The following is a 25403-nucleotide window of genomic DNA, read 5'->3' as shown; positions in this document are numbered from 1 at the left end:
AAATAGAATTTAAAAATGGCAAAGCGAAACAACGACAATCAACCAATACAAGATATTCTAAAAGAGTTTGTTAAATCAAATAATTTACAAACTGGATTGGACAAGGTTAACGTGCGCGAAGCTTGGGCAAATTTAATGGGTAACGGAGTTAATAATTACACCACGGCCATTGAACTAAAACACGAAACACTTTACGTACAACTTAGCTCTAGTGTTTTACGCGAAGAACTTAGTTACGGCAATGCAAAAATCGTTAAAATGCTCAATGAGGCTATTGGTAAAGAAGTGGTGAAAAAATTAGTGCTCCGCTAAATTCATGAACCAACCTTTAAATTATTCAGACAATCAAGAGCCAAATTATATAGGTCACAAATACCCAATACAGTGGTCTATGAGTAGAGCCGAAAAAGCTACTCTCATTGAAATACTTAACTATATCAAACCAACAGTTGCCATTGAAATTGGCACATACAATGGTGGAAGTTTACAGGTCTTAAGTGACCATTCAGAGAAAGTTTATGCGATTGATATAACACCAGATCATCGAGATTCACGATGCGATAATTTTGAAAACGTCACTTATCTTATTGGTGATTCTAAAACTGAACTGCCAAAATTGATTCATAAAATTGCTAAAAATGAAGAAATTATTGAATTTATATTAATAGATGGTGACCATAGTACTGAAGGTGTTCTGCGGGATTTATATAATGTATTACAAATTGTACCGAAAAAACCTGTGACTATTATCCTTCATGACAGCTTTAACCCAAATTGCAGAGCGGCGATGAAAGCTTTTGATTACAATAGTAATCCTTATGTTAATTACGTAGAACTGGATTATGTAACTGGAGCTTTTAACCATGATGGCCTTTTTAGAGAAATGTGGGGAGGATTTGCGTGTATTCAAATGCAGCCCGATAAGCGTCAAGTAGATTTAGTAATTTCAGAATATCAAGCCAAGCTGTATAAGATCATCTATTATAAGTCTAAACATTTCTACAAGAAATTTTTCGGGTTTTTAAAACCTTTCTATCGCATATTTAAAAAATAGTTTCTTTTGTAAATTGCTTTGTATCTTTACATAAAGAAAAATTCATGCGCTATTTAAGTATATTTATCATTAGCATACTCCTACAAACTATGACAATTTTTGATTTTAACACTGAGAGCAATATTAATAACTGGAACATTGTTGATGATGTCGTCATGGGAGGAAAATCCAATGGGCAATTTGAATTAAATGATCAAGGACACGCGGTATTTTCTGGCAAAATTTCATTAGAAAACAATGGTGGTTTTTCTTCTATACAATACGGTTTTGAAACTATTGAAACCAATTCGTATTCCAAATTTTTGATACGCGTTAAAGGTGATGGAAAGAAATATCAGTTCAGAGTAAAAAATACCAAAGACCAAAGGCACTCTTTTATTTACGAATTTACCACCACCAAGGAGTGGCAGAATATTGAGATTCCTTTTTCTGAAATGTATCCCGCTTTTCGTGGCAACCGATTGGATATTCCAAACTATGATGGCGAGCAAATGGCAGAAATCACCTATCTTATCGGAAACAAAAAAGAAGATCGTTTTCAACTTCTCATCGATTTTATAAAAATTCATTAATTCAAACATCTAAATTTTAAAGTAAATATTATTTAGTATTTTGATGTCCTCTTAATTTTCATACATGAAATATTTTAAATTAATTGTAACATTACTGCTCGTTATACTTGTGTTCTATGGGCTTAATACCAAATTTGGATCAGTTCCACCGTTAGGTAAATTCTTAAACCCGTATACAGGCATATGGCAAAATGAAACCGATGAATCCTTAACCGGAAACATTTCAATTTCACATTTAAAGGATGATGTGACCGTACATTATGACGAACAATTGATTCCACACGTTTTTGCCCAAAACGAAACCGACCTTTACAGAGCACAAGGTTATTTAACCGCAAAACACCGCTTATGGCAAATGGAATTTCAAACCTATGCGGCAGCGGGTAGACTTTCTGAAATTATAGGAGAAAACGCACTGGATTACGACCGTCAAGAACGCAGACGCGGCATGGGTTACGGAGCAGAACAAGCACTAAAAAAAATGAAAGAAGATCCGGAAACACAAGCCTTTGTTCAGGCTTATGCCGAAGGTGTCAATAGTTATATTAATCAATTAAATGAAAAAACTTACCCTGTAGAATATAAACTATTGGATTACAAACCAGAAGCATGGACACCTAAAAAGACTGCTTTATTACTTATGTACATGACAAAAATGTTAGCAGGTGGTGATGACGATATGGTGAACACAAACGCGCTACGCCTATTAGGCAAAGAGCGATTTGATTTGTTATTTCCAGATTTTTTCGACATAACTGATCCCATTATTCCAAAGGAAACCGATTGGAGTTTTATTGATGTACCACAAACTGAAAATCCAAATACTGAGGTCGTTCTAGATTCCATAGCCGAAATTATTGATCAACCCAATCCGGATAATGGCAGTAACAATTGGGCGGTTTCAGGTGATAAATCATATTCAGGAAACCCTATTTTGGCAAACGATCCTCACTTGGGTCTTAATCTACCTGCCATTTGGTTTGTGATGCAACTGAGTACACCAAACCACAATGTATTTGGAGCAACAATTCCCGGCGCTTTGGGAGTGATCTCTGGGTTTAACCAAAAAATTGCTTGGGGCGAAACCAATGCCACTCGAGATGTAATTGATTGGTATAAAATTGAATTTAATGAAGATAAAACAAAATATAAATATGATGGAGGCTGGAAAGACGTATCCTATAGAATTGAGGAGATTAAAATAAAAGGACAAGAAACTTTCAGGGATTCCATTTGGTTTACGCATCATGGTCCTGTGGTGTATGATAGCAATTTTAAATCGAATCTCGGAATGGCTGGCTATGCCATGAAATGGGTTGGGCATATTGGCGGTAACAATCAAAAAACATTTTTAGAATTAAATAAAGGTGAAAATTATGACGATTACGTTAAAGCACTGAGTCATTACACAGCACCTGCACAAAATTTTGTATTCGCTTCAACGGAAGGCGATATTGCCCTTTGGATACAAGGATTATTGCCTAACAAATGGGAAGGCCAAGGTAAATTTATCATGGATGGTAGCCAACCTGAAAATGACTGGCAAGGGTTTATTCCGCAACAATTTAATGCGCATGTGAAAAATCCTGAACGTGGTTTTGTGAGTTCTGCAAATCAGCATCCTGTGGATGAAAACTATCCGTATTATGTTTTTAATGACGGTTATGAGACATATAGAAATCGTGTGATTAATGATTTTTTTAATTCAAAGGAAAAATTTGACATCCAAGATTTTAAGGATCTGCACAATAATAATTATAATCTTAAAGCGGCTGAAATTGTACCATACATGTTAGAAAATATGGATGTTTCAAATTTAACCGCTGAAGAAAAAGCAATATATAAAGAAATTAAAAATTGGGAATTTAACAATGACATTGAAGAAGTTGGGCCAAGTATTTTTAGGCAATGGTATGGCAATGTGTATGATTTGGTTTGGGATGAGTTTGAGGCGGACAGTACGGCACTTTCAACACCATTCACATATCAAACCACTTATTTGTTAAAAAACCATGGTGAAGACGAATTTATGGATATCGTTGAGACACCAGAGAAAGAAACCGCTAAAGATCTTTTTCTTTTAGGTTTTAAGAAAGCTGCAGAACGGTTAATGGAAATAAAAGACGAAAAAGGAGATTACACTTGGCAAAAATACAAAGCCACTTATGTTGGTCACTTGCTACAAGCATTACCAGCATTCTCACGTTTTGATGTACCAATTGGAGGAGATCGAAGCATAGTGAATGCTACTTCCGAAAATCACGGACCATCATGGCGAATGATTGTTGAAATGACATCTCCGCCTACTGCTCTAGGAATTTATCCGGGTGGACAGTCAGGAAACCCAGGCAGTAAGTATTATGACAACTTCATAGACGATTGGGCAGCTGGCAAATACCATAAGCTCAACTTTTTACAATCCAATACCGCAACCGATGCTATCATTGGAACACAAACTTTAAAACCTATTTTTAATGAGCAATAATATTCTCAATTTTATAGCAACTATAGTGCTCGCCTTCATTTTATCCTTATTTATGGGATGGCCTTCTGTGATGACAGCAGCATTGGCTACAGCTTTATTTATTCCATTAAAAAAAGCGAGTGTATTTTTTATTCCTTTTCTGGCCATACTACTGTTTTGGATTGTTTATAGTTTTATCTTGAGTAATGGAAACGACTTTATTTTAGCAAAACGCATAGCTACATTGTTATCTTTAGGAGGTAATGCTTATCTATTGATGCTAGTAACCGGAGTTATTGGAGGTCTCGCTGCAGGAGTAGCCGCTATGTTTGGAAAGCAGTTGCGGTTAGTGTTCGGAAAGAATTAAGTTCTTTTTAGTTAAAAATCACTTTTTAAACTCTCGTTTAATCGTATAGATTAATTCTTCTAAACCATTGATTTTTATATCATACATTTGCGTCATCATTCTGCCTAGCTTCCCCTCAGGAAAGCCTTTTTGTTTAAACCAGGTGAAGTAATACTCTGGTATATCTACTAAATAACGATCTTTGTATTTACCAAAAGGCATTTTATAATGAGCAAGTTCTATAAGTGCTTCTTTGCTACCTTCCAAGGCTCAGACTTTGAAATTATCAAGTTTCTTTAACTCTAACTCTATGAAAAGTTCCCATTTCTTCTGCATTTCAGGATTCATAGAATGGTTGCTTTCAAAATCGTATCGCTTTTGGGTTTTGTCCAAAGCCTCATTGATAGAGTTATGAAGCCTTTTCAGTTGACCCTTAATGTTTTGGTTCGGTTTTAATTTTGATAATTTTTCCCTAAACATCCTTGCATACAATTCAGTTATGTCAAAATGCAGCTGCTCATGCGCCAAAATATAATCGTCTGCCATAGACTCAACGTACCAAGATTTATTTGGATAAAAATGTGACTCTACAGTCGCTGTAAAGTCCACAACACGATTACGATTCGTGGTTTTAATAGAGAAACCAAATGTAATACCAGAAGCAGTCAATGCCACAGCATCCGAGTTTGGGTTTGGTGCAGACTTAAAATCAGACCAATCCAATTTTTTTGATTCAGTCCAAAGCATCGGCTCTTCGTTGGATGGATTTCCAACTAGAAAGAAAAATGATAATAGTGCTATGAGAATTTTCATCTATTTTACTCCCAATGAAATGTAATATTTTTTTCAATATCTGGATGCAAACTGTAATGCACAGGGCATGTACTTGCTGTACGCTCTAATATGGTTTTCAATTTATCATCAGCTTTAAACGGAAAGTTAATGACAATGTCAATTTTTGAAATCCTTCGTGGGTCACTTGCCATAGTTTTTGTAACCTCAGCAGTTGTGCCAGACATATTCACTTCTAAATCTGCCGCCTTTATGCCCATAACCGTGAGCATACAATTGGCCAACCCTGTTGCTATAGTGTCTGTTGGTGAAAACGCTTCACCTTTACCATTATTATCTATTGGTGCATCAGTAATGTAGGAATCCTGAGATTTGAGATGAACATTTTCAGTTCTTAAATTACCGATATAAGTTACTTTTGATGTCATATTAATTTGCTTTAACAATTCTAAGATCATCGTATTTCACGATATATACAGCCTCGTTCACGTAACCTCCAAACAATGATTTATTGTATCTGAATTTATTTTCCACGTACTCAGTCTCGATGGACTCGTCTGAAGCTTGAAACAAATCGTCTTTATAAGCTAAACGCATCAGAACATCTAACGTTATATCAAAACCACGTACTGCATACTTACTTGGCGAAACACCATATTCTTTGCGGTATGCTTTAACAAATCCATTGGTACTATTTTCATCAAAATCTTTGTTCACGGATGGATAATGAAATTTGAGGTTTGATAAATGGTAGTTATCGATATTCTTACCTTCAAAAGCTTTATTCTTATCTAAAGTGGCCAAAATGAGTTCTTTTTTCAAATCAATTAAACCATTGAGCATACTTATAACACTAGATGCAAAGGCATTACTATCCGTTTCTAAAAAAACAATCGTTTTTCCTAAGGTAAACACATTTTCCAAATCTGTTGGATATATGAAGTGGGCATCATTACCTTTTTTATCTTTTCTTGAAAAAATAAGTTTAGCCGAAGGAAATTCTCTTTTCAGCATTTCGCTTCTTGCACGATTGGCTTGATCAGAAATAATAACAATCTGATTTAAAAGACTATCTGCTTTTACAAAATCTATCATAGCTTTTTGCAACAACTTATCTTCTGGTATCGTTTGAAAGACGTTATTATAAACGTCTTTAGGTTTATTCATTGCGGCAATTACAGGGACTTTATCTCCCCTGAGCGCAGAAGCCACACGATCAAAACTTTTTTCTTCCATAGGACCAATTACTGCATCATATTCGGAAAAATTGTTTTCACTTAATAACTCCCTTATATGTGAAGCTTGATAACGCGTATCAAACACCCTTAACTCCGTTGAAATTCCCAGCTGTTTTGCTGAATCTAAAGCCATTATTGCACCAGCATGAAAATCTAACACAATAGGTAATAATCTATTGTCTTTAATCATTGCCTTTGTTTCTTCAATTGAATCTGTATCTATCCTATCTAAACGAAAAGGCATCATTAAAGCAATCTTTTTCTTTTTAAAATTAGTCAATCGTTTTTCCAATGACGTCATTTCCACATCTCCCAATATTTCCATTACATCTACCGATGCAGGTACTTTTAGAACCATGCCGTTTTTAAGTCCCGTTTCTTTAAGATCAGGGTTTAGTTCTTCCAATTCTTCTTGAGTTAATCCTAACTTTACTTTAAGCCGGAAGAAACCTTCTGCTGGTTGTACTTCGTAATAATTATATTCAGATTCAATAGCCTTTTCTTCATTATCCGAAATATTTGGAACGTTCAATTCATCTCCAGGTTGTATCACGTCCTTCATTCGTGGATTTAATGCTTCCAGCTGTTCTACTGTAATCCCGAATTTGTAAGCGATTCGCCATTTGCCTTCTTTTGGTAATACGGTATATTTTTTTACCGTATTATTTAATGTCTGCTTAGAAATGATAGTTCTGTATTTAGGTATTTTAATTCTATCCCCTTTCTTTAAATTCTCAGAATATAATTGACGGTTTGCTTTTTTAATTTCGTCAATAGTGACATTGTATTTCTGTGACAAGCTAAAAAGTGTTTCCTTACGTCTTACCTTATGTTTTTCGTAACCGATGAGCTCACGCTTTTCTTCTACAATATCGTCATTCTTAACGCGCGTATCTGGAATAATTAATACAGAATTTGGTTGAAACTTTCGTTTGGCATCTGGATTAAGCGCATATATGTCAAAAGGAGTTACCATGTATTTTTTGGCAATAGTCTCAATGGTTTCACCTGGCTGTACTTTGTGCGTTTTGTAATCTTGAGCGTTTAAGCTAATTACAAATGCCAATAATATGATGGATATAAAATTTTTCATGTTCTATTTATTAGATATACGCTTTGACATTATCAATGGACTTCAATAATTAAATCCATCATTATTTACAAAGAGATCCAGCTTCCACTGAAATTTATTTATTCCCATTCAATGGTTGCTGGTGGTTTTGAGCTGATATCATAGACAACTCTGTTCACACCTTTTACTTTATTTATTATTTCGTTTGAAGTTTTTTGCAAAAACTCATAAGGTAAATTTACCCAATCTGCCGTCATTCCATCCGTACTTTCAACAGCTCTTAACGCTACGCACTTTTCATATGTACGTTCATCTCCCATGACTCCAACGCTATTTACCGGCAGCAACATTGCACCGGCCTGCCAAACCTTATCATATAAATTCCAAGACCTTAGATTGTTGATAAAAACAAAATCTACCTCTTGTAATATACGCACTTTTTCTGGCGTAATGTCTCCCAAAATCCTAATGGCCAAACCTGGTCCGGGAAATGGATGACGACCTAATAATTGTTTGTCCATATTCATAGATGCACCAACGCGTCTCACCTCATCTTTAAACAATGCTTTCAATGGCTCAACAACTTTCAATTTCATAAAATCTGGTAATCCACCAACATTATGATGACTCTTTATAGTAGCACTTGGACCTCCTGTTGCTGAAACACTTTCTATTACATCTGGATAGATGGTACCTTGCGCTAACCACTTTACATCTTTTATAAGATGTGCTTCATCGTCAAAAACCTCAATGAACACACGACCTATCGTTTTTCGTTTTTCCTCCGGGTCGCTCTTTCCTGCCAAAGCATCCAAAAAGCGTGCCGAAGCATCTACACCTTTAACGTTTAATCCCATGCCTTCGTATTGGGTAAGCACATCTTTGAATTCATTTTTTCTTAAAAGTCCATTATTTACAAAAATGCAGTATAGGTTTTTACCAATGGCTTTGTGCAACAACATGGCCGCTACAGAAGAATCTACTCCACCAGATAAACCTAAAACTACTTTATCATCACCAATTTTATTCTTTAGTGATTCAACAGTTTCTTCAACAAAAGCATTCGGTGTCCAATCTTGATCAACCTTAGCTATTTTTACTAGGAAATTTTGAAGTAATTGATGCCCATCTGTTGTATGATAAACTTCAGGATGAAACTGGATTGCATAGGTTGCTTCATCTTGAATTTTATAAGCTGCATTTTGAACATCATTTGTACTAGCCAATAAAATCCCACCTTCTGGTAATGTTTTTATGGTATCGCTATGACTCATCCAAACTTGGCTGCCTTTATGTATATTCTCAAAGAATTCCTCATCTGGTTTTACATATTCCAAATTGGCCCTTCCGTATTCTCTTGTATTGGACTCTGCTACTTCACCACCTGAAAAATGTGCTAAATATTGTGCACCATAACAAACGGCAAGCATAGGTTTTTTACCTCTGATTTTTGAAAGATCCGGATGCAGAACGGCTTCTCCTCTCACGGAATTTGGACTACCAGATAGAATTACCGCTTTAAAACTATCGGAATCGGTTGGAATCTTATTAAAAGGGTGGATTTCGCAATAAATATTTAATTCTCTCACACGACGCGCTATAAGCTGTGTGTACTGCGATCCGAAATCTAAAATTAGGACTTTGTTGTGTTGCATGTGCAAAAATAAGGATTGATGGGGAATTTATGATTTACGATTTACGATTTTTTGAATAGTTTTTAACAGTTTACAATGATAAAATCCAAATTCAAAGCTAGTAGAAATGACTTTTGAATTATATTGTGATTATTGCAAACTCACTCTTTAATGGCTCAAGTCTATTCATTAATTCCGGGATTAAATCTTCTCCATATTCCAAATACAATTCCGAAAAATTAGTGTTTCGCTCCTGTAAACTCTTATTAGGAAACAATTGTTCTTGCAATTCTGTGCAACGACTAATTTGATCTGCTAGTTTCTTTTTCTGTGCTTTTAACAGCCGTTTCTCAAGATGTTTCAGGCCTTTAACTTGTTTTACTTCTTGTGCTTTTACTGCACCCAAAAAGGATTTATCGGTTTGCTCCGCCAGTTGATATAAATCTTCAAATTGTTTTACCAAAAAGTTGGCCTGCTCAGAAAAATCAATATCTATGTTTGAAATTTTACGGACTTTCTTATTAATAAAACTTGCTCTATCCAAGAATAAATCCGCATCCGAAATGTCGAGGTTTTTGAGTTTTTCAGATTGTTTAATTGTTTTTATTATGGCTGAATTTCTCAATAATAACATAGGAAACGGAACACTCTGTGCCTCAAAGTTAGATTTTAGTTGCAGCCAATAAATCAGTTCTCCTCCACCACCAATGTAACAGAGGTTGGGTAAAACTACCTCTTGATATAGCGGACGCATGATCACGTTTGGCGAAAAGCGCTCAGGAAATTCTTCGACGTGTTTTAGCAATTCTGTTTCGGACCACCTTATATCCGTATCAAGCACTTGATAGATTCCATCTATATTAACAATTCGTTCACGTAGTCCGTCTTTGAGGTAGAAAAGGTTAATTTCCCTTGGATTTACTTGAATCGTTAGCTCTAAACCCTCAAGTTTTTTATTCGTTTCAGTAACTGTTTCAAAGGCAGATTCTTCCAAAATCTCTTTCTTCATCTGTGGAAGGAACAAACGTTTTAACCTTTTGTCGTCTGCATCTAAAACGACCAAACCATAATTCCCAAACAATTCGTTAGCTAAATAGCGCGTGGCATCAGCTAAATTATTGTGATTGAGGTAGGCCTTTTTGAACCATTCTTTTAATTGTTCGGCATGTTTTCCTGGGCCGAATTCAGCTGAAACAACCTCAAAAACAGCGTCTAAACCTTCGGTATTAAAATGACCTACAGCTCCAGTTTGCTTACTGTTCCATTGAATCTTTTTTCCTTTAAAATTAAAATAATTAATTTCCTCAAAATCATGATCTTCGGAAGCAATCCAATAAATTGGAACAAAATTATAATCTGGAAAATTCTGCTTTAATTCTTTCGTTAAGTTTATAGTTGAGATAATTTTATACAAGAAGTATAGTGGTCCTGTAAATAGATTTAACTGGTGGCCAGTGGTAATCGTAAAAGTGTTTTTTTCTTTTAGGCTTTCAATGTTATTAGAAGTAAGTTCTGAAGCATTAATATTTTGATATTGATCTTTAAGAACTTGTGTTATGATATTTCTAGGCTCGCTACTAAATGACAGCGATTTTTCTTCAATCTGCGTTTTAAAATTTTCCAACTTGGGAAACCTATTGTAAAACGGCTTTAATTCTGTTTTTTCATCAAGGTAATCACAAATAAAATCAGAGAAATAACCCGTTTCCCTAAACGAAATGAAGTCGGTTGGCATAAAAATGTTAATTAAGCCCTAAATATAATACCATTCGTTTTTTTAACTGCTAAATTTTAGTTAATTCGCCTATGCTTAGTATATTTACTAGCATTCAACTAAACTATATTTTAAATGCAGAAATTAATTCTTGTTCTCTTCGTTGCCCTCAACTTTCAAATCTCCTCATTTTCACAAACTGTTCAATCCCCAAGCGCTTTTTTAGGTTATGATATTGGCACACAATTCAGCCGGCACCATCAAGTTATAGATTATTTTAAAAGTGTTGCCAATGCAGTTCCAAATCAGATGAAACTTGAAAAGTATGGCGAAACCAACGAACGTAGACCATTGTATTTGGCCTATATTTCAAGTGAAGAAAACATTAACAATCTTGAAACTATCCGAGAAAACAACCTTAAAAATGCTGGTTTGGCAGATGGCCAACCTAGCTCAACCGATACCGCTATTGTTTGGTTAAGCTATAATGTTCACGGTAATGAAGCCTCTAGTACAGAAGCTTCTATGCTCACGTTATACAAGCTACTGACAGAAAAACAGGAATGGTTAAAAAATACAGTCGTTATTATGGATCCATGCATTAATCCAGACGGTCGTGACCGCTACGTCAATTGGTTTAATGAAACGGCAAGCAAGCCTTATAATGTAGACCGTCAAGCCAGCGAACACCAGGAACCTTGGCCAGGTGGAAGACCTAACCATTATCTTTTTGACCTTAATCGTGATTGGGCTTGGGCTACACAAGTTGAAACCAAGTCGCGCTTACAAGTATATAATAAATGGATGCCACATATCCATGTCGATTTTCATGAACAGGGCATCAATGAGCCATATTATTTTGCTCCTGCTGCAGAACCCTTTCATGAAGTTATAAGTGATTGGCAACGCGACTTTCAGACACAGATTGGTCAGAATCACGCCAAATATTTTGACAAGGAAGGTTGGTTGTTTTTTACAAGAGAGCGTTTTGATTTGTTTTATCCGAGCTACGGAGATACCTACCCAACATACATGGGCGCGATTGGCATGACTTACGAACAAGGAGGACACGGTATGGCTGGACTTGGAATTCTGAATGACGAAGGTCATGTACTAACTTTAGTTGAAAGACTTACACATCATACCACGACTGGACTTTCTACCGTCGAAATTGCTTCGAAAAATGCTGAAAAATTGAATACTGAATTTTCTAAATTCTTTGATAATTCAAATTTAAAATACAAAAGCTACGTCGTTGCAGGTAATCCTGACAAACTGAATAGTTTAAAGGAACTATTGAATAAACACGAAATTAAACACGAAAGTGCCACAGGAAACAAAGTTTCAGGTTATAATTACAAAACAGGCACTCAAAGCAATATGGAAATTGATGGTAATACCGTAGTTGTGCATACCAACCAGCCAAAAGGCAAAATGGTTAAAGTCCTTTTTGAGCCAGATGCAAAACTATCGGATTCGCTTACTTACGATATTACAGCTTGGTCTATACCTTATGCTTATGGATTAGACGCTATCGCGAGTACCTCTAAAGTAGCGAGCAAAACCAACGTTATTGGTAAAATGCCAACAGTACTTCCCAATGCTTATGGATATGTAAGCAAATGGAATTCTATGAAAGATGCTAAATTTTTGGCCGAATTACTTAAACAAGATTTTAGAGTGCGTTTTACCGAGAAGCCTTTCAGTTCAAATGGTTCTAAATTTGATCGTGGCTCGCTGATTATCACAAAAGGTGACAATTTGCAGATGAAAGATTTTACTTCAAAATTAAATGTAATAGTACAAGAGCATAAACAAACCTTGACGTCAATCAACTCGGGATTTTCAGATACATTTCCCGATATTGGCTCACCTGATATTAAGTTAATTAATCCGCAAAAAATAGCTGTACTTTCTGGAGAAGGTACTTCTTCGTTGAGCTATGGTGAGATTTGGCACTTTTTTGAACAACAACTTAATTATCCTCTGACATCAATTAATACTGATAATTTGGACCGTACAAATCTGGATAAATTCAACGTTCTCATTATGCCAAATGGTTATTATGGCAGTATTTTAAATGATGATAACATGAAAAAAATAAAAAGCTGGGTACGCAGTGGCGGAAAGGTTATAGCCATTGATGGTGCATTACGAAGTTTTGCAGGAAAGGACGGTTTCAGCTTGAATTTCAAAAAAGCAGATGAGTCAACAGAAGAAGAGAAAAAAGATAATCTAACTCCTTACGCAGACCGCGAGCGCGAATACAGTAACAACCTCATTACAGGTGCAATCTTTAAAACAGAAGTAGATAAAACTCACCCTATGGCTTTTGGTTATGGTGATGACTATTTTACTCTAAAATTAGGTAGTTCTGCATACAGTTTGCTAGACAATGGTTACAATGTCGCTTATTTAAAAGATACCAAAGTATATTCTGGATTTGCTGGTCAAGAAGCATTAAAAAATTTAGATAAAACTTTAGTTTTTGGAGAAGAACCAATGGGAAGCGGTAGTTTTATTTATATGGTCGATAATACGCTTTTTAGAAGTTTTTGGGAAAACGGGAAATTGTTTTTAGTAAACTCAATTTTCTTTGTTAATCATAATGCGTATGAACTTTAATTTTTGATATATAGACTGAACTTCAAAATTGTTCGCTAAAATTAATATCACTCCAACCCATATCGTTAATAATTCGATTTAAAAATCAATAAAAAATTAAACTATGAAATCCATCAAATCAACGTTTTTATCCTTAATCGTTCTGTTCTTAATCGCATCCTGCAAACAAAACGAGAAAAAAGACACAGCAGAATTTAGAGTCGATTACGAAAAATTTACTTTGGATAATGGCTTGCAAGTCATTCTTCATGTAGACAAATCAGATCCTATTGCCGCAGTAGCGTTGACCGCTCACGTAGGTTCTGCACGTGAAAAAGAAGGCAGAACCGGTTTTGCTCATTTATTTGAACATCTTTTGTTTTTGGAATCTGAGAATCTCGGTAAAGGTGGTCTTGACCAAATGAGTGCACGTATTGGTGGCTCAGGTGCCAATGGTTCTACAAGTCGTGATCGCACCAATTATTTTCAAACGGTTCCAAAAGACGCTTTGGAGAAAATGATCTGGGCAGAGGCTGATAAACTTGGTTACTTTATTAATACTGTCACAGAACCCGTTTTGGCAAAGGAAAAACAAGTCGTAAAAAACGAGAAAAGACAGGGTGTAGACAATCGTCCTTATGGTCACAACTCTGCGGTTATAAATAAAAATCTCTACCCTGAAGGGCATCCTTATAGCTGGGAGGTTATTGGTTCTTTGGAAGATTTACAAAACGCCACCTTAGATGACGTAAAAGAATTTTACAGACGCTGGTATGTGCCTAATAATGTAACCCTAACTATTGCTGGAGATATAGATGTAGAACAGACTAAAACATGGGTAGAAAAGTATTTCAACGAAATTCCTCGTGGAGAAGATATCCCAAAAATTGAAAAGCAGCCTGTTATATTAAAAAATTCTAAGCGACTTTATTACGAAGATAATTTTGCCCGTGCACCTAGATTAAGCATGACGTGGCCTGGAGTTCCTCAGTATCATAAAGATTCTTATGCGTTAAGTGTACTATCAGATTATTTGTCTAACGGAAAAAAAGCACCACTTTATAAATCTATAGTAGAGGACCAGCAATTGGCAAGTAATGTCGGAATGGGTCAATATAATTCTGAAATTGCAGGTCAGATAATGTTAAATGTTACTGCCTATGACCAAAAAGATTTAAATAATGTAGCTGCCGCAATCAACGAAGGTTTCAAAAATTTTGAAGTGGATGGTATTTCTGAAGCAGATTTAAACAGAATAAAAGCCGGACAAGAAACCGATTTCTACAATGGGCTTTCAAGTGTATTGGGCAAAGGTTTTCAACTCGCTCAATACGAAATTTTTGCTGGAGATCCAGGTTTCATCAATCAAGATGTAAAGAATATTTTAGCCGTTACATCAGAAGATGTAATGCGCGTTTATAACACCTACATTAAGGACAAAAACTTTGTAGCCACTAGTTTTGTGCCAAAAGGGCAAAAGAATTTGGTGTTAGATAATTCACAATTGGCAGAAGTAACAGAAGAAAAAATTATAGAAGGTGCAGAAGAGACCTTTGATCCAAGTATTGCAGCAGAATACGAAAAAACGCCAAGCAGCTTTGACCGTAGCGTAGAACCTGATTATGGCGAAAGTCCAGATTTAAATATTCCAGAAGTTTGGAAAAAAGAACTAGAATCTGGGATTAAAGTATTTGGTATTGAGAATGCTGAAGTACCGTTAGTTCAATTTGAAATGCAAATTGAAGGTGGGCTCTTACTTGAGAATACCGATAAAGTTGGTGTGTCCAACCTCTTAGCTAACCTTATGACTAAAGGTACGAAGAACAAAACACCAGAAGAACTTGAAAATGCTATCGAAAGTTTAGGTGCTCGTATCAATGCCTACGCTACAGACAACAGCATTGTTATTTCCGGCACGACATTATCAAAACATTTTGATGCAACAATGGATTTAGTAACAGAAATTTTATTGTTGCCACGTTGGGACGAAAAGGAATTTGACTTGCTGAAGCAGGGCACTATCAGTAGCATACAACGTAGCAAAGCCGATCCAAATAGTATTGCAGAAAACGAGTTCGCCAAGATACTTTATGGCGACGATAACATTTTTGCTCATAATAATAGAGGTTCTGAAGATTCCGTCAAATCCATCACTATGGCAGATTTACAGAATTATTACAATGCCAATCTTTCACCGAAACTAACCAATATGCACATTGTTGGGGCTATTGACGAGAACAAAGTGATTTCAGCACTAAAAATTATAAATGAAACATGGGAACCCAAAGACGTTGCGATGCCTGAAATTTCGATGCCGTTATACCCTGAAAAATCAGCCGTATATTTTTACGATGTTCCTGGTGCTAAACAGTCTGTCATCCGTTTTGGTTATCCTGCCTTAAAAGCAACACACAAAGATTATTATCCAGCCAACGTAATGAACTATCGTTTGGGAGGTGGCAGTTTTGCTTCGCAATTAACACAGCAATTACGTGAAAACAAAGGTTATACTTACGGAATTGGTTCGAGATTTTCAGGTACAGAATATAAAGGTGAATTTATAGTCGGTAGTGGTGTCCGTTCTAATGTTACCTACGAATCTGCTGCTTTAGTAAAAGAAATCTTGGAAAATTATGGTGCAAATTACTCTGAAGAAGATCTAGAAGTCACTAAAGGCTATACTATAAAAAGTAATGCCAGAGCTTTTGAAACTTTGGGTGCAAAATTAGATATGCTTACTAACATTAGTAATTATGGCTATGAAGATGATTATGCAAAACAACGAGAAAATCTAGTGAGCGAAATGACCGTAGATGATATTAAAACACTTATTGAAAAATACATCAGACCTAACCAAATGATTTATTTAATCGTTGGTGATGCTCAAACACAGTTGGATAAATTAGAGAATTTAGGATTTGGAAAACCAACTTTATTGAATGGAGAGAATAATACTTTAAAATAATAACATGTAATATTATGTTCACAGATATCCATCCAAAATTACCGATGCGCAATAAAGCAATTACCAAAGATTATTACATCAATAAACTAGGTTTTAAAGTGTTGGATAGCGAGGATTTTGATGGATACTTAATGATAACAAAGGAAACTATTGAAATCCATTTTTTTGAATTTAAAAAATTAAAACCCAGAAAGAACTATGGTCAAGTCTATATTAGAACGAATAATATAGAGCAGCTATATCAGGAATTTTTGGACCATGACATAGTAATTCATCCTAACGGAAAATTGTCCATACAACCATGGGGACAAAAAGAGTTTTCCCTACTTGATCCAGATTCTAATTTGCTCACGTTTGGACAAGGGATATCGTAAGATGCCAGATTAATATATTTTTAAACTATGAAACCAACAGCAGCACATAATGAGCGTATGGCTAATATGACTTTCTCATCGGTCTATCCACATTACGTAACTAAGGTAGAAAAGAAAGGCAGAAGTATAGATGAACTACACCAAGTCATCGAATGGCTCACTGGTTTTAACGAAGAAAAGCTGAACAAATTGATTGAAGAAAAAGTGACATTCAAAACGTTTTTTGAACGTGCTCAATTAAACCCAAATGCAAAACTTATCAAAGGTGTAATTTGTGGCTATCGTATCGAGGAAATAGACAATCAACTCACTAAAGAAGTAAGGTATTTGGATAAGTTGGTAGATGAATTAGCAAGAGGGAGAAAGATGGAAAAAATATTACGCTCTTAAGAACGGCTATTAGCATTTTCCATCTTATCGCATCAAACTTATGGCTGGTATGTTACCAGTTTTGAAGCAGTTATTGTTATCTTTAATTATAAAATAAGATATTATGACTCAACCAGATTTTTCTAACTTAAAAGCTATTTACATAAACTGCACATTAAAAAAATCGCCAAGACAAAGTCATACCCAAGGCTTAATTGATGTCTCAAAAAAAATAATGGAAAAGGAACAGGTGCAAGTCGAGGAAATTCGATTTGTAGATCACAATGTGCCACCTGGAGTTTATCCAGACATGACGGAATACGGTTGGGATAAAGACGAATGGCCAAAATTATTTGAACGTATTTTTGATGCGGATATATGCATTATTGGCACACCCATATGGTTGGGCGAAAAATCTTCTGAAACCACTAAGCTCATTGAGCGTTTTTATGCCATGAGCAGTGAGCAAAACGAAAAAGGACAATACAAATTTTATGGTAAAGTTGGCGGTTGCATCATTACCGGTAACGAGGATGGCATCAAACATTGCGCCATGAACATTCTTTATTCGCTACAACATATTGGGTATTCCATTCCGCCACAAGCCGATTGTGGTTGGATTGGAGAAGTTGGGCCAGGCCCAAGTTACCTAGACGAAGAATCTGATGCAAAGAATAGTAATTTCACAAATAGGAATACCACTTTTATGACCTATAATCTAATGCATCTTGCTAAAATGCTTAAAGAAAATAACGGTTATCCTGCTTATGGAAATTTACCCGAAGCATGGGAAGATGGTACGCGTTGGAATTTTGAAAACCCAGAATATAGATAATTTTATATGTTTTGTCTTAAGTCGGTCCGAGTGATTTTAGTCTCGAACACTTTAGAGAGTAAAATTGTATCGAGAATCTTTATTCAATAAATTCTTTCTTATTGTTAACTGAAAATTCAACCAAAGTGACGAATTTTATAAATATATAACGCGATTAAAAGAAGTTAAATGATACATCCTAAAACTGAACTGAAATTCATAAATGATACTATTGGCTATGGAGTAGTCGCCAAAGAATTTATTCCTGCAGGAACAATTACCTGGGTTTTAGACAAATTTGATAGAGCATTCAGCCAAACGGAAGTACAGGCTATGGATGGGTTTTATCAGGATATAATAGACACATACGCTTATAGAAATAACAAGGGAGAATTCATCTTATGCTGGGATAACGGTCGATTTGTCAACCATAGTTTTAACTCAAATTGTTTAACCACGGCGTATGATTTTGAAATTGCAATACGTGACATCCAAAAAGGGGAGCAATTAACGGATGACTATGGTTACCTCAATGTCTCGGAACCTTTTGATGCTTATGATGAAGGCACGGAAAGAAAAACCGTTTACCCAGATGACTTAGTAAATTTCCACAAACTATGGGATAAAAAATTATTGCATGTTTTTGGAAAAATCATCCAACAAAACCAACCTTTAAAAGTTTTGATTTCAGACAAATTATGGTCGAAAATTGAAAATATTATTAAAGGTGATGAGGAAATGGACTCCATTCTAACTAATTATTTTAGAGGTTGAAATCGTTTTGCAATTCTAAATATGAGCATATTTCAAATTTATTTGATTTAACTTTATTAAATTTGAATTATTTAAAACCCTCATTATTATGAAATTAGGATCATTTTCAATAAGTCTAGCAGTAAAGGATATAAAAGCATCAAAAGCATTTTACGAAAATTTAGGATTTTCTGTTTTTGCCGGTCAATTAGAGAAAAATTACCTCATCATGAAAAACGAATCGACCTTAATTGGTTTATTTCAAGGAATGTTTGACAATAACATTCTAACTTTTAATCCCGGTTGGGATCAGGATGCCAATACTCTTGAAAATTTTGATGATGTGAGAGATATTCAAAAGCATTTAAAAAACCATGATGTTACATTTGCCAGTGAAATTGACACTAGTAGCGATTCTGGCCCTGCAAGTTTTGTGATTTTAGACCCAGATGGTAATGCCATATTGATTGACCAGCATGTTTAATCACATATTTTTTGGAATCTTAAAAAAATAATTATCAATCAAAAAAATAAATTTATGGATGCTGCACTACAAACAATGGTAAATAACATGCCGGAGAAAACTGGTAAATCATTGTCAGAATGGAAGAAAATCCTTAAACAGGAAAAATTCACAAAACATTCTGAAGGTGTTAATTTTTTAAAAAAAGAGCATGGAGTTACACATGGTTTCGCTAATACAATTGTTTCATTATCGAAAGAAGAAAATAAATCTGATGAGGATTTAATAACCTCTCAATATCAAGGAAAGGAAAACCTCATCCCTATTTACGAACAACTAATTGCAACAGTAAAGGGATTTGGCAAGGACGTTATCATAACGCCTAAGAAAACATCTGTTAGTGTGGTAAGAAAACGCCAGTTCGTTCTGATAAAACCAGCAACCAAATCCCGGATTGATTTAGGTCTTAAGCTTCCTGATAAACCAATTACCGATAGACTCAGTAATTCTGGACCATTTGGCACTATGTGTACACACAGAGTGCAACTGACTTCAGTTAGTGATGTTGATGAGGAATTGACCGAATGGATGCATGAGGCATATGAATTGGCCAAATAAAAATTTATTTAATTGGTTTAACTAAAGATTCATGCATAAAACCTTGAAGTGAATCATTTACTTTTAAATGATACCAACGGTTATTTTTAGCAATAACAATCACCGAAGTTTTGTCATTTAAATCTTGAATTTTTTCATTATTCACTCCTGCCCCAAGTCTTAACTCATTATTTTTCAAACGTGTAACTCCCTCATTTATCACGTCTAATTTCTCAAATCCTGGAACCTCTGTATGTTTAACAAACGGATACGGATCAACAGCTCCACCTCTAGTATAGATTCCAAAATGCAAATGAGGTGCCGTAGTTTTAGCATTTCCTGTATTACCTACAAAACCGAGCGTATCTCCAATTTTTACGCGCTTACCACTTGCAACAACTATACTATCCAAATGTGCATAATAGAGCGATTGCCCAAATAATCCATCTCGTAACCAAACTTGTTTGCCTCCCAGACCTCGATTTCCAGTATTTGAAATAAATCCCTCTGTAGCCGCAACCACAGGTGTACCTCGTTTTGCAAAAATATCGATGCCTTTGTGAGATCGCGTTCCACCACCACGTGGAGCTCCCCAAAAACTTTGAACTGCCCTATTGTTTTTCCCACTAACAGGAAAAGCTAAAGTCGGCTCTGTATAAAACTTAATAGAAAAATTTATTGTTTTGGAAAATTCCGGAAGAATTACAACCTTATACTTACCGGTTTTGATCACATCAAAATCAATTTTGTTTGATTCTGGTTCGTTAGTAAGTAAAGGCTTTTCAGACATTATAGAGTCAGTTTCAAATTCGAATACATCGATGGCCAATTGCAAACTATCCGCTATAATATCAGATTCAATTTTTAATCGTTCTCCTCTCTGCAATTCAATAGTATAAGATAAAACGCGAAAATCTAAACTGTCGGATTTAGCAGATAGTACTGAGGGTAATTCTAATTTAAGCCTATTCTTTTTGGCATTTGAATACAAGAATTCGTAGCGTTTAACCAACGTATCATTGTTCTCAAAAGTTCTTTCAAAAATTTCTCTTGCAGAAGGATTGGTAATAGCATCAGAAACTTTCTGGACTTGTTTACATGATGCTAAAACTATAAAAACAAGAACAAATCTAAAGTGCGATTTCATACTTGTAATTAAGCATAAATCGTACCAAAACAATATCCTAATTGATTGAAATATTTGCTTAAATAGTATTACAAGACTACCTCACCGTAAAGATCAAAGTCCTCCGCTTCAGTGACTTTAATAGTTGTAAACTCACCAGTTTTCAAATAAGTCTGAGTAGCATCAATCCGCACTTCATTATCTACATCTGGCGAATCATATTCTGTTCTACCAACAAAATAGTTTCCTTCTTTACGGTCTATAACCACTTTAAATTCCTGACCAATTTTTGCCTGGTTGAGTTCCCAAGAGATCTGGGATTGGATTTCCATTATTTCATTGGCCCGTTGCATCTTCACTTCTTCTGGTACATCGTCTTCTAAATTATAAGCGTGTGTGTTTTCTTCATGAGAATAAGTGAAGCAACCTAAACGCTCAAAACGCATGTCTTTTACCCATTGCCTTAGAGTTTGGAAATCTTCTTCCGTTTCACCAGGATAACCAACTATAAGAGTGGTTCTAATAGTCATTTCCGGTACTTTATTCCTAAACTCTTTCAACAAATTAGTGGTTTTTTCTTTGGTAGTACCACGACGCATACTTTTCAAAATTGAATCTGATATGTGCTGAAGCGGTATATCTAAATAATTACAAACCTTTGGTTCACGCTGCATTACGTCCAAAACGTCCATTGGGAACCCTGTAGGAAATGCATAATGTAAACGAATCCACTCGATGCCTTCAACTTTTACCAAATTCTCGAGTAACTCTGCAAGATTTCTTTTTTTATAAAGATCTAATCCGTAGTAGGTCAAATCTTGTGCAATAAGTATCAATTCTTTAACTCCATTGGCCGCCAGTTTTTCGGCTTCTGTGACCAACTCTTCAATTGGTGTAGATTTATGCTTACCTCGCATCAAGGGAATGGCGCAGAAGCTACAAGGTCTGTCACATCCTTCGGCAATTTTTAAATAGGCGTAGTTTTTTGGAGTTGTTGTTAAACGTTCACCAATCAATTCGTGCTTATAGTCGGCTCCTAGAGCTTTTAATAAACCTGGTAATTCTGTGGTTCCGAAATACTGATCCACATTTGGGATTTCCTTTTGTAAATCTGGTTTGTAGCGTTCGCTCAAACATCCCGTTACAAAAACCTTATCCACTTCGCCAGCTTCCTTTTTCTGCATGAATTCCAAAATTGTATTCACGCTTTCCTCTTTCGCATTATTTATAAAACCGCAGGTATTGATAACAACGACATTACCTTCCTCCTCATGTACAACATCTTTTCCGCTCGCCTTTAATTGGCCCATTAGCACTTCACTGTCGTAAACATTTTTACTACAGCCAAGGGTAACAACGTTGATTCTATTCTTCTTTAAGGTTTTAGTTCTCATGGCAATTTTAAATCAGTTTGCAAAGATACGTAACTAATTGTGATTTACGATTTATGGTCAATAGGATTGTATCTTTTAAACCTTTTTATAATTTCGATGTCCTATTAAAAAACCAAATCATGAAACCAGCGCGCTTAACCTATTTATTTTTTGGCTTTCTATTGCTAGTGGCTTGCTCATCAAGAGACAATACCAATCAGGAAGAAGAAGAAAATACTTCTGATAATATTTATTTTCCACCTCTTAATACTGATCAATGGGATACAAAATCCATCTCGGAACTTGGTTGGAATGAAAATGAACTACAACCTTTATTGAATTACTTAGAAGAAAAAAACTCAAAAAGTTTCATCATTCTACATGAAGGAAAAATAGTTGTTGAATCTTATTTTAATGGTCACAGCTCAACATTACCATGGTATTGGGCCAGTTCTGGCAAAACATTGACAACAGCAATTACTGGTATTGCTCAAGTAGAAGGATTGATAGACATTAACCATCCTGTCTCTGATTATATCGGGTCGGGCTGGACAAGCGCCCCAACAAACAAAGAAAGTTTAATTACTTCTAAAAATTTATTGACTATGACCTCTGGGTTAGATGACAGCTTAGGAGATAATGTATCTTCAGAAAATCTTCAATATGAAGCTGACGCCGGAAATCGCTGGGCATATCACAACGTTTACAGGAAATTACAAGATGTTGTTGCAACGGCTTCTAACAAAACGTTTACTGAATATTTCAATATAAAATTGAAAAACAAAATCGGGATGACTGGTGCTTGGCTCGAAACAGAAAATTTTAACGTATATTGGAGTAATACAAGAAGTATGGCTCGTTTTGGGCTCTTGACTTATGCAGGAGGAAAATGGAAAAATGAACTGATTCTTCCCGAAAACTTTTTGAATGACGCCATAAACACGTCACAGAACTTGAACGAAGCTTATGGATATATGTGGTGGCTTAATGGAAAAGCCACTTATAGATTACCACAAACACAACTGGAATTCAGCGGTAGCTTAATACCGAATGCACCAACTGATATGTATTGTGCACTTGGTAGGGATGATCAAAAGATTTACATCGTTCCTAGCAAAAAATTAGTTCTAATAAGAATGGGCAATGCTGCAGATGACGAAAATTTTGCACTTTCTGATTTTGATGATGAGCTCTGGCTACGAATAAATGCTTTGATTGATTAAAACATCAATTAATAGCCACTATACATAGCATAATATGTGAGTTACGCTATTTTAATTATAGTTCTTTGGTGCGACCCGCATTTTTGATGCCTGCTCATACACATAAGCCCAAGCCAACAATTGCTTTTCAGTTAAAGGCTGAGAAATAAATGTCAACCCTCTCGGCGCACCCTTTTTGGTATAACCCATAGGGACAGTCAAGGCAGGATATTCTGCCACTGCCGCAAAACCTGCGTGATAATTGTTGATGGACAAGAATCCATCGAGATCATGAGCTCTCATTGGCTTATCAAAATATTGACGACCGTTAGTTTTTAAAGTATCCTTAATACGCTCCAAGAACTCTTCATCGCCAGTTTCGTCAGCAATACCTTGAAATAGTTTTTGACCATACGGCATTGTATTAAGAGAATCTTTAATGTTGTAAGCCATCATATCTGCAACAGTACGTTCTTTAATATTTTTGTTGGCGTAATTTTCCATATAAGCTGGCAGATCTTTTTTCATGTCTAAATTGAGAAGTCTAATAAAATTTGGCAAGTTTAATTTCTCCTCATCAATTTCTACAATTGTTGCACCTTGTTTTTTTAGAGTTTCTAATGCACTTGTGTACAAAGTATCTTCCAACAATCGTTTTGGTGCACCGAACCTCTTTCCCCGTAGAGATGTATTTTTTAAATCCTCGAAGAAATAACCATCGTCCCATTTTTTAGCCATGGACTTTGTATCACTCTTATCCTCACCGTAGATTGCATCCATTACAATGGCATTATCCTTAACCGTCCTGGTAATTGGACCAGCCGTATCCAAAGTTGAAGAAATTGGCACAATACCGCTTCTGCTCACCAATCCGATGGTAGGTTTGAGACCAACTGTAGAATTTTGACTTGCTGGTGATAATATAGATCCTGAAGTTTCACTGCCTATGGCTGCCGCTGCAAAATTGGCCGCAACGGAAACTCCACTACCTGAACTTGAGCCACCTGTGTCTATAGTTCTTCTACCATATGGATTTAGAGTTTGCCCACCAACAGCAGAATACCCACTTGGGCATTCTCCACAGAAAAAATAGGCCCATTCACTCAAATTTGCTTTTCCTAAAATCAAAGCTCCTTTTGACTTTAATTGACTTACTATAAATGCATCTTCCGTAAAATTATTCTTTAACGCAACAGCACCAGCTGTGGTTGCCATATTCTCAGTATTGATATTATCTTTTAACAAGATTGGCATTCCGTAAATTGGATGACTAACATCGTCTTTATCTTGATCTAATTTTTGAGCCTGCTTAATAACGTTCGGGTTAATTGCAATTACTGAATTCAATGATAACTTATTTTCGCGATCAAACTTTCTGATGCGGTATAAATAGAATTTAGTCAATTCTTCATAGCTAAATTTATTTTTAGAAATATGATTCTGAAGTGTCTCTATATCCTGTTCAAATATTAAAGGTTTTAACCGCTCGTAGTCATCATCCGTGAAATCCGTCATTTGGGGATTGATAGTTTCCCATATTTCAGCTTTTGTAAGATTTTTAGAATCTAAAACTTTAAATTCCCTAAAATCCTTAGTAGAAATAGAACTTAAGTCATCATCTCCAACCTCAGTATTATCTATTTTGGTTTTTGATGCATCTTTTGGTGTACGAGGGTCTGAAGAGTTCGTGTTTTTACAAGAAAAAGCTATTAATAAAACGAGAATGAAAAGATAGTTACGCATAGTGGATATTTTTTATAAAAATACGAAATGAAATGAAATAATTGTTAACGAAAAAGACCTCACAGCTTTTGAAACTTGTAAGGTCTTTCCATATAATAACTAAATTATAATATGCTCTTATATTTCGCAGAAGT

General features: G+C 35.5%; 23 protein-coding genes. 14 read left to right on the top strand and 9 right to left on the bottom strand.

Annotated elements, in window-relative coordinates; genetic code table 11:
• The first annotated feature begins 15 nt into the window (after window positions 1-15).
• The 5 genes from HM983_RS13125 (at window position 16) to HM983_RS13105 (ending at window position 4457) form a co-directional block, all read left to right on the top strand.
• Window positions 16-312: a DUF721 domain-containing protein gene (locus tag HM983_RS13125; RefSeq protein WP_179346092.1), complete on the top strand. Its 297-nt coding sequence runs from the start codon at window positions 16-18 to the stop codon at window positions 310-312.
• 4 nt (window positions 313-316) lie between these two features.
• Window positions 317-1054 carry a class I SAM-dependent methyltransferase gene (locus tag HM983_RS13120; RefSeq protein WP_179346090.1) on the top strand — a complete coding sequence of 246 codons (738 nt, stop codon included), beginning with the start codon at window positions 317-319 and terminating at the stop codon, window positions 1052-1054.
• 89 nt (window positions 1055-1143) lie between these two features.
• Complete coding sequence (locus HM983_RS13115) at window positions 1144-1626, top strand: CIA30 family protein (RefSeq protein ID WP_246277514.1); 483 nt, start codon at window positions 1144-1146, stop codon at window positions 1624-1626.
• Between the two features lie 64 nt (window positions 1627-1690).
• Entirely contained in the window at window positions 1691-4111 is a 2421-nt protein-coding gene (locus HM983_RS13110; protein ID WP_179346086.1) for a penicillin acylase family protein, read from the top strand.
• Window positions 4101-4457 carry a hypothetical protein gene (locus tag HM983_RS13105; protein WP_179346085.1) on the top strand — a complete coding sequence of 119 codons (357 nt, stop codon included), beginning with the start codon at window positions 4101-4103 and terminating at the stop codon, window positions 4455-4457. The genes HM983_RS13110 and HM983_RS13105 overlap by 11 nt, the downstream gene beginning before the upstream one ends.
• Before the next feature lie 18 nt (window positions 4458-4475).
• On the opposite strand, the gene HM983_RS13100 is transcribed toward HM983_RS13105, so the two are convergent.
• From HM983_RS13100 to bshC, 6 genes are all read right to left on the bottom strand, one after another.
• Window positions 4476-4703 carry a DUF3820 family protein gene (locus HM983_RS13100; RefSeq protein ID WP_179346083.1) on the bottom strand — a complete coding sequence of 76 codons (228 nt, stop codon included), beginning with the start codon at window positions 4701-4703 and terminating at the stop codon, window positions 4476-4478.
• A 3-nt stretch (window positions 4704-4706) separates the two neighbouring features.
• The gene (locus HM983_RS13095) at window positions 4707-5249 is read right to left on the bottom strand and encodes a DUF922 domain-containing protein (RefSeq protein WP_179346081.1); all 543 of its coding nucleotides are present in this window, start codon (window positions 5247-5249) and stop codon (window positions 4707-4709) included.
• Window positions 5250-5254: 5 nt separating this feature from the next.
• The gene (locus HM983_RS13090; protein ID WP_179346079.1) at window positions 5255-5656 is read right to left on the bottom strand and encodes an OsmC family protein; all 402 of its coding nucleotides are present in this window, start codon (window positions 5654-5656) and stop codon (window positions 5255-5257) included.
• 1 nt (window position 5657) lies between these two features.
• Window positions 5658-7559, bottom strand: a complete 1902-nt coding sequence (locus tag HM983_RS13085) for a PBP1 and LysM peptidoglycan-binding domain-containing protein (protein WP_179346077.1) — start codon at window positions 7557-7559, stop codon at window positions 5658-5660.
• A gap of 98 nt (window positions 7560-7657) precedes the next feature.
• On the bottom strand, window positions 7658-9193 hold the full coding sequence (gene guaA, locus HM983_RS13080) for a glutamine-hydrolyzing GMP synthase (RefSeq protein WP_179346075.1): 1536 nt from the start codon (window positions 9191-9193) through the stop codon (window positions 7658-7660).
• 118 nt (window positions 9194-9311) lie between these two features.
• On the bottom strand, window positions 9312-10907 hold the full coding sequence (bshC, locus tag HM983_RS13075; RefSeq protein ID WP_179346073.1) for a bacillithiol biosynthesis cysteine-adding enzyme BshC: 1596 nt from the start codon (window positions 10905-10907) through the stop codon (window positions 9312-9314).
• Window positions 10908-11021: 114 nt separating this feature from the next.
• Here bshC and HM983_RS13070 point away from each other — a divergent pair, with 114 nt between their 5' ends.
• The 8 genes from HM983_RS13070 (at window position 11022) to HM983_RS13035 (ending at window position 19846) form a co-directional block, all read left to right on the top strand.
• On the top strand, window positions 11022-13511 hold the full coding sequence (locus HM983_RS13070; protein WP_179346071.1) for a M14 metallopeptidase family protein: 2490 nt from the start codon (window positions 11022-11024) through the stop codon (window positions 13509-13511).
• A 103-nt stretch (window positions 13512-13614) separates the two neighbouring features.
• Window positions 13615-16455, top strand: a complete 2841-nt coding sequence (locus HM983_RS13065; protein WP_179346069.1) for a M16 family metallopeptidase — start codon at window positions 13615-13617, stop codon at window positions 16453-16455.
• 14 nt (window positions 16456-16469) lie between these two features.
• A complete protein-coding gene (locus HM983_RS13060) occupies window positions 16470-16829 on the top strand; it encodes a bleomycin resistance protein (protein WP_179346067.1) in 360 nt (119 codons plus the stop codon).
• Between the two features lie 27 nt (window positions 16830-16856).
• The gene (locus tag HM983_RS13055; RefSeq protein WP_179346065.1) at window positions 16857-17219 is read left to right on the top strand and encodes a DUF2200 domain-containing protein; all 363 of its coding nucleotides are present in this window, start codon (window positions 16857-16859) and stop codon (window positions 17217-17219) included.
• A 103-nt stretch (window positions 17220-17322) separates the two neighbouring features.
• Window positions 17323-18033 carry a flavodoxin family protein gene (locus HM983_RS13050; protein ID WP_179346063.1) on the top strand — a complete coding sequence of 237 codons (711 nt, stop codon included), beginning with the start codon at window positions 17323-17325 and terminating at the stop codon, window positions 18031-18033.
• 168 nt (window positions 18034-18201) lie between these two features.
• Window positions 18202-18786, top strand: a complete 585-nt coding sequence (locus tag HM983_RS13045; RefSeq protein ID WP_179346061.1) for an SET domain-containing protein — start codon at window positions 18202-18204, stop codon at window positions 18784-18786.
• Window positions 18787-18874: 88 nt separating this feature from the next.
• Window positions 18875-19249 (top strand): VOC family protein, encoded by a 375-nt coding sequence (locus tag HM983_RS13040; protein WP_179346059.1) that lies wholly within the window; start codon window positions 18875-18877, stop codon window positions 19247-19249.
• 54 nt (window positions 19250-19303) lie between these two features.
• Complete coding sequence (locus HM983_RS13035) at window positions 19304-19846, top strand: DUF4287 domain-containing protein (protein WP_179346057.1); 543 nt, start codon at window positions 19304-19306, stop codon at window positions 19844-19846.
• Between the two features lie 4 nt (window positions 19847-19850).
• Here HM983_RS13035 and HM983_RS13030 read toward each other — a convergent pair whose 3' ends face one another.
• Window positions 19851-20972: a M23 family metallopeptidase gene (locus HM983_RS13030; protein WP_179346055.1), complete on the bottom strand. Its 1122-nt coding sequence runs from the start codon at window positions 20970-20972 to the stop codon at window positions 19851-19853.
• A gap of 68 nt (window positions 20973-21040) precedes the next feature.
• Entirely contained in the window at window positions 21041-22345 is a 1305-nt protein-coding gene (gene rimO, locus HM983_RS13025) for a 30S ribosomal protein S12 methylthiotransferase RimO (RefSeq protein ID WP_179346053.1), read from the bottom strand.
• Between the two features lie 119 nt (window positions 22346-22464).
• On the opposite strand from rimO, the gene HM983_RS13020 reads away from it, so the two are divergent.
• Complete coding sequence (locus HM983_RS13020) at window positions 22465-23547, top strand: serine hydrolase domain-containing protein (protein ID WP_179346051.1); 1083 nt, start codon at window positions 22465-22467, stop codon at window positions 23545-23547.
• Between the two features lie 51 nt (window positions 23548-23598).
• Here the strand turns inward: HM983_RS13020 and HM983_RS13015 are convergent, their stop codons facing one another.
• Window positions 23599-25269 carry an amidase family protein gene (locus tag HM983_RS13015; RefSeq protein WP_179346049.1) on the bottom strand — a complete coding sequence of 557 codons (1671 nt, stop codon included), beginning with the start codon at window positions 25267-25269 and terminating at the stop codon, window positions 23599-23601.
• Window positions 25270-25403 lie beyond the last annotated feature (134 nt).

The organism is Winogradskyella ursingii (assembly GCF_013403975.1).
Taxonomy (GTDB): domain Bacteria; phylum Bacteroidota; class Bacteroidia; order Flavobacteriales; family Flavobacteriaceae; genus Winogradskyella; species Winogradskyella ursingii.
Note: the sequence above shows the minus strand (reverse complement) of the source record. Positions and strands in the feature narration are given on the sequence as shown.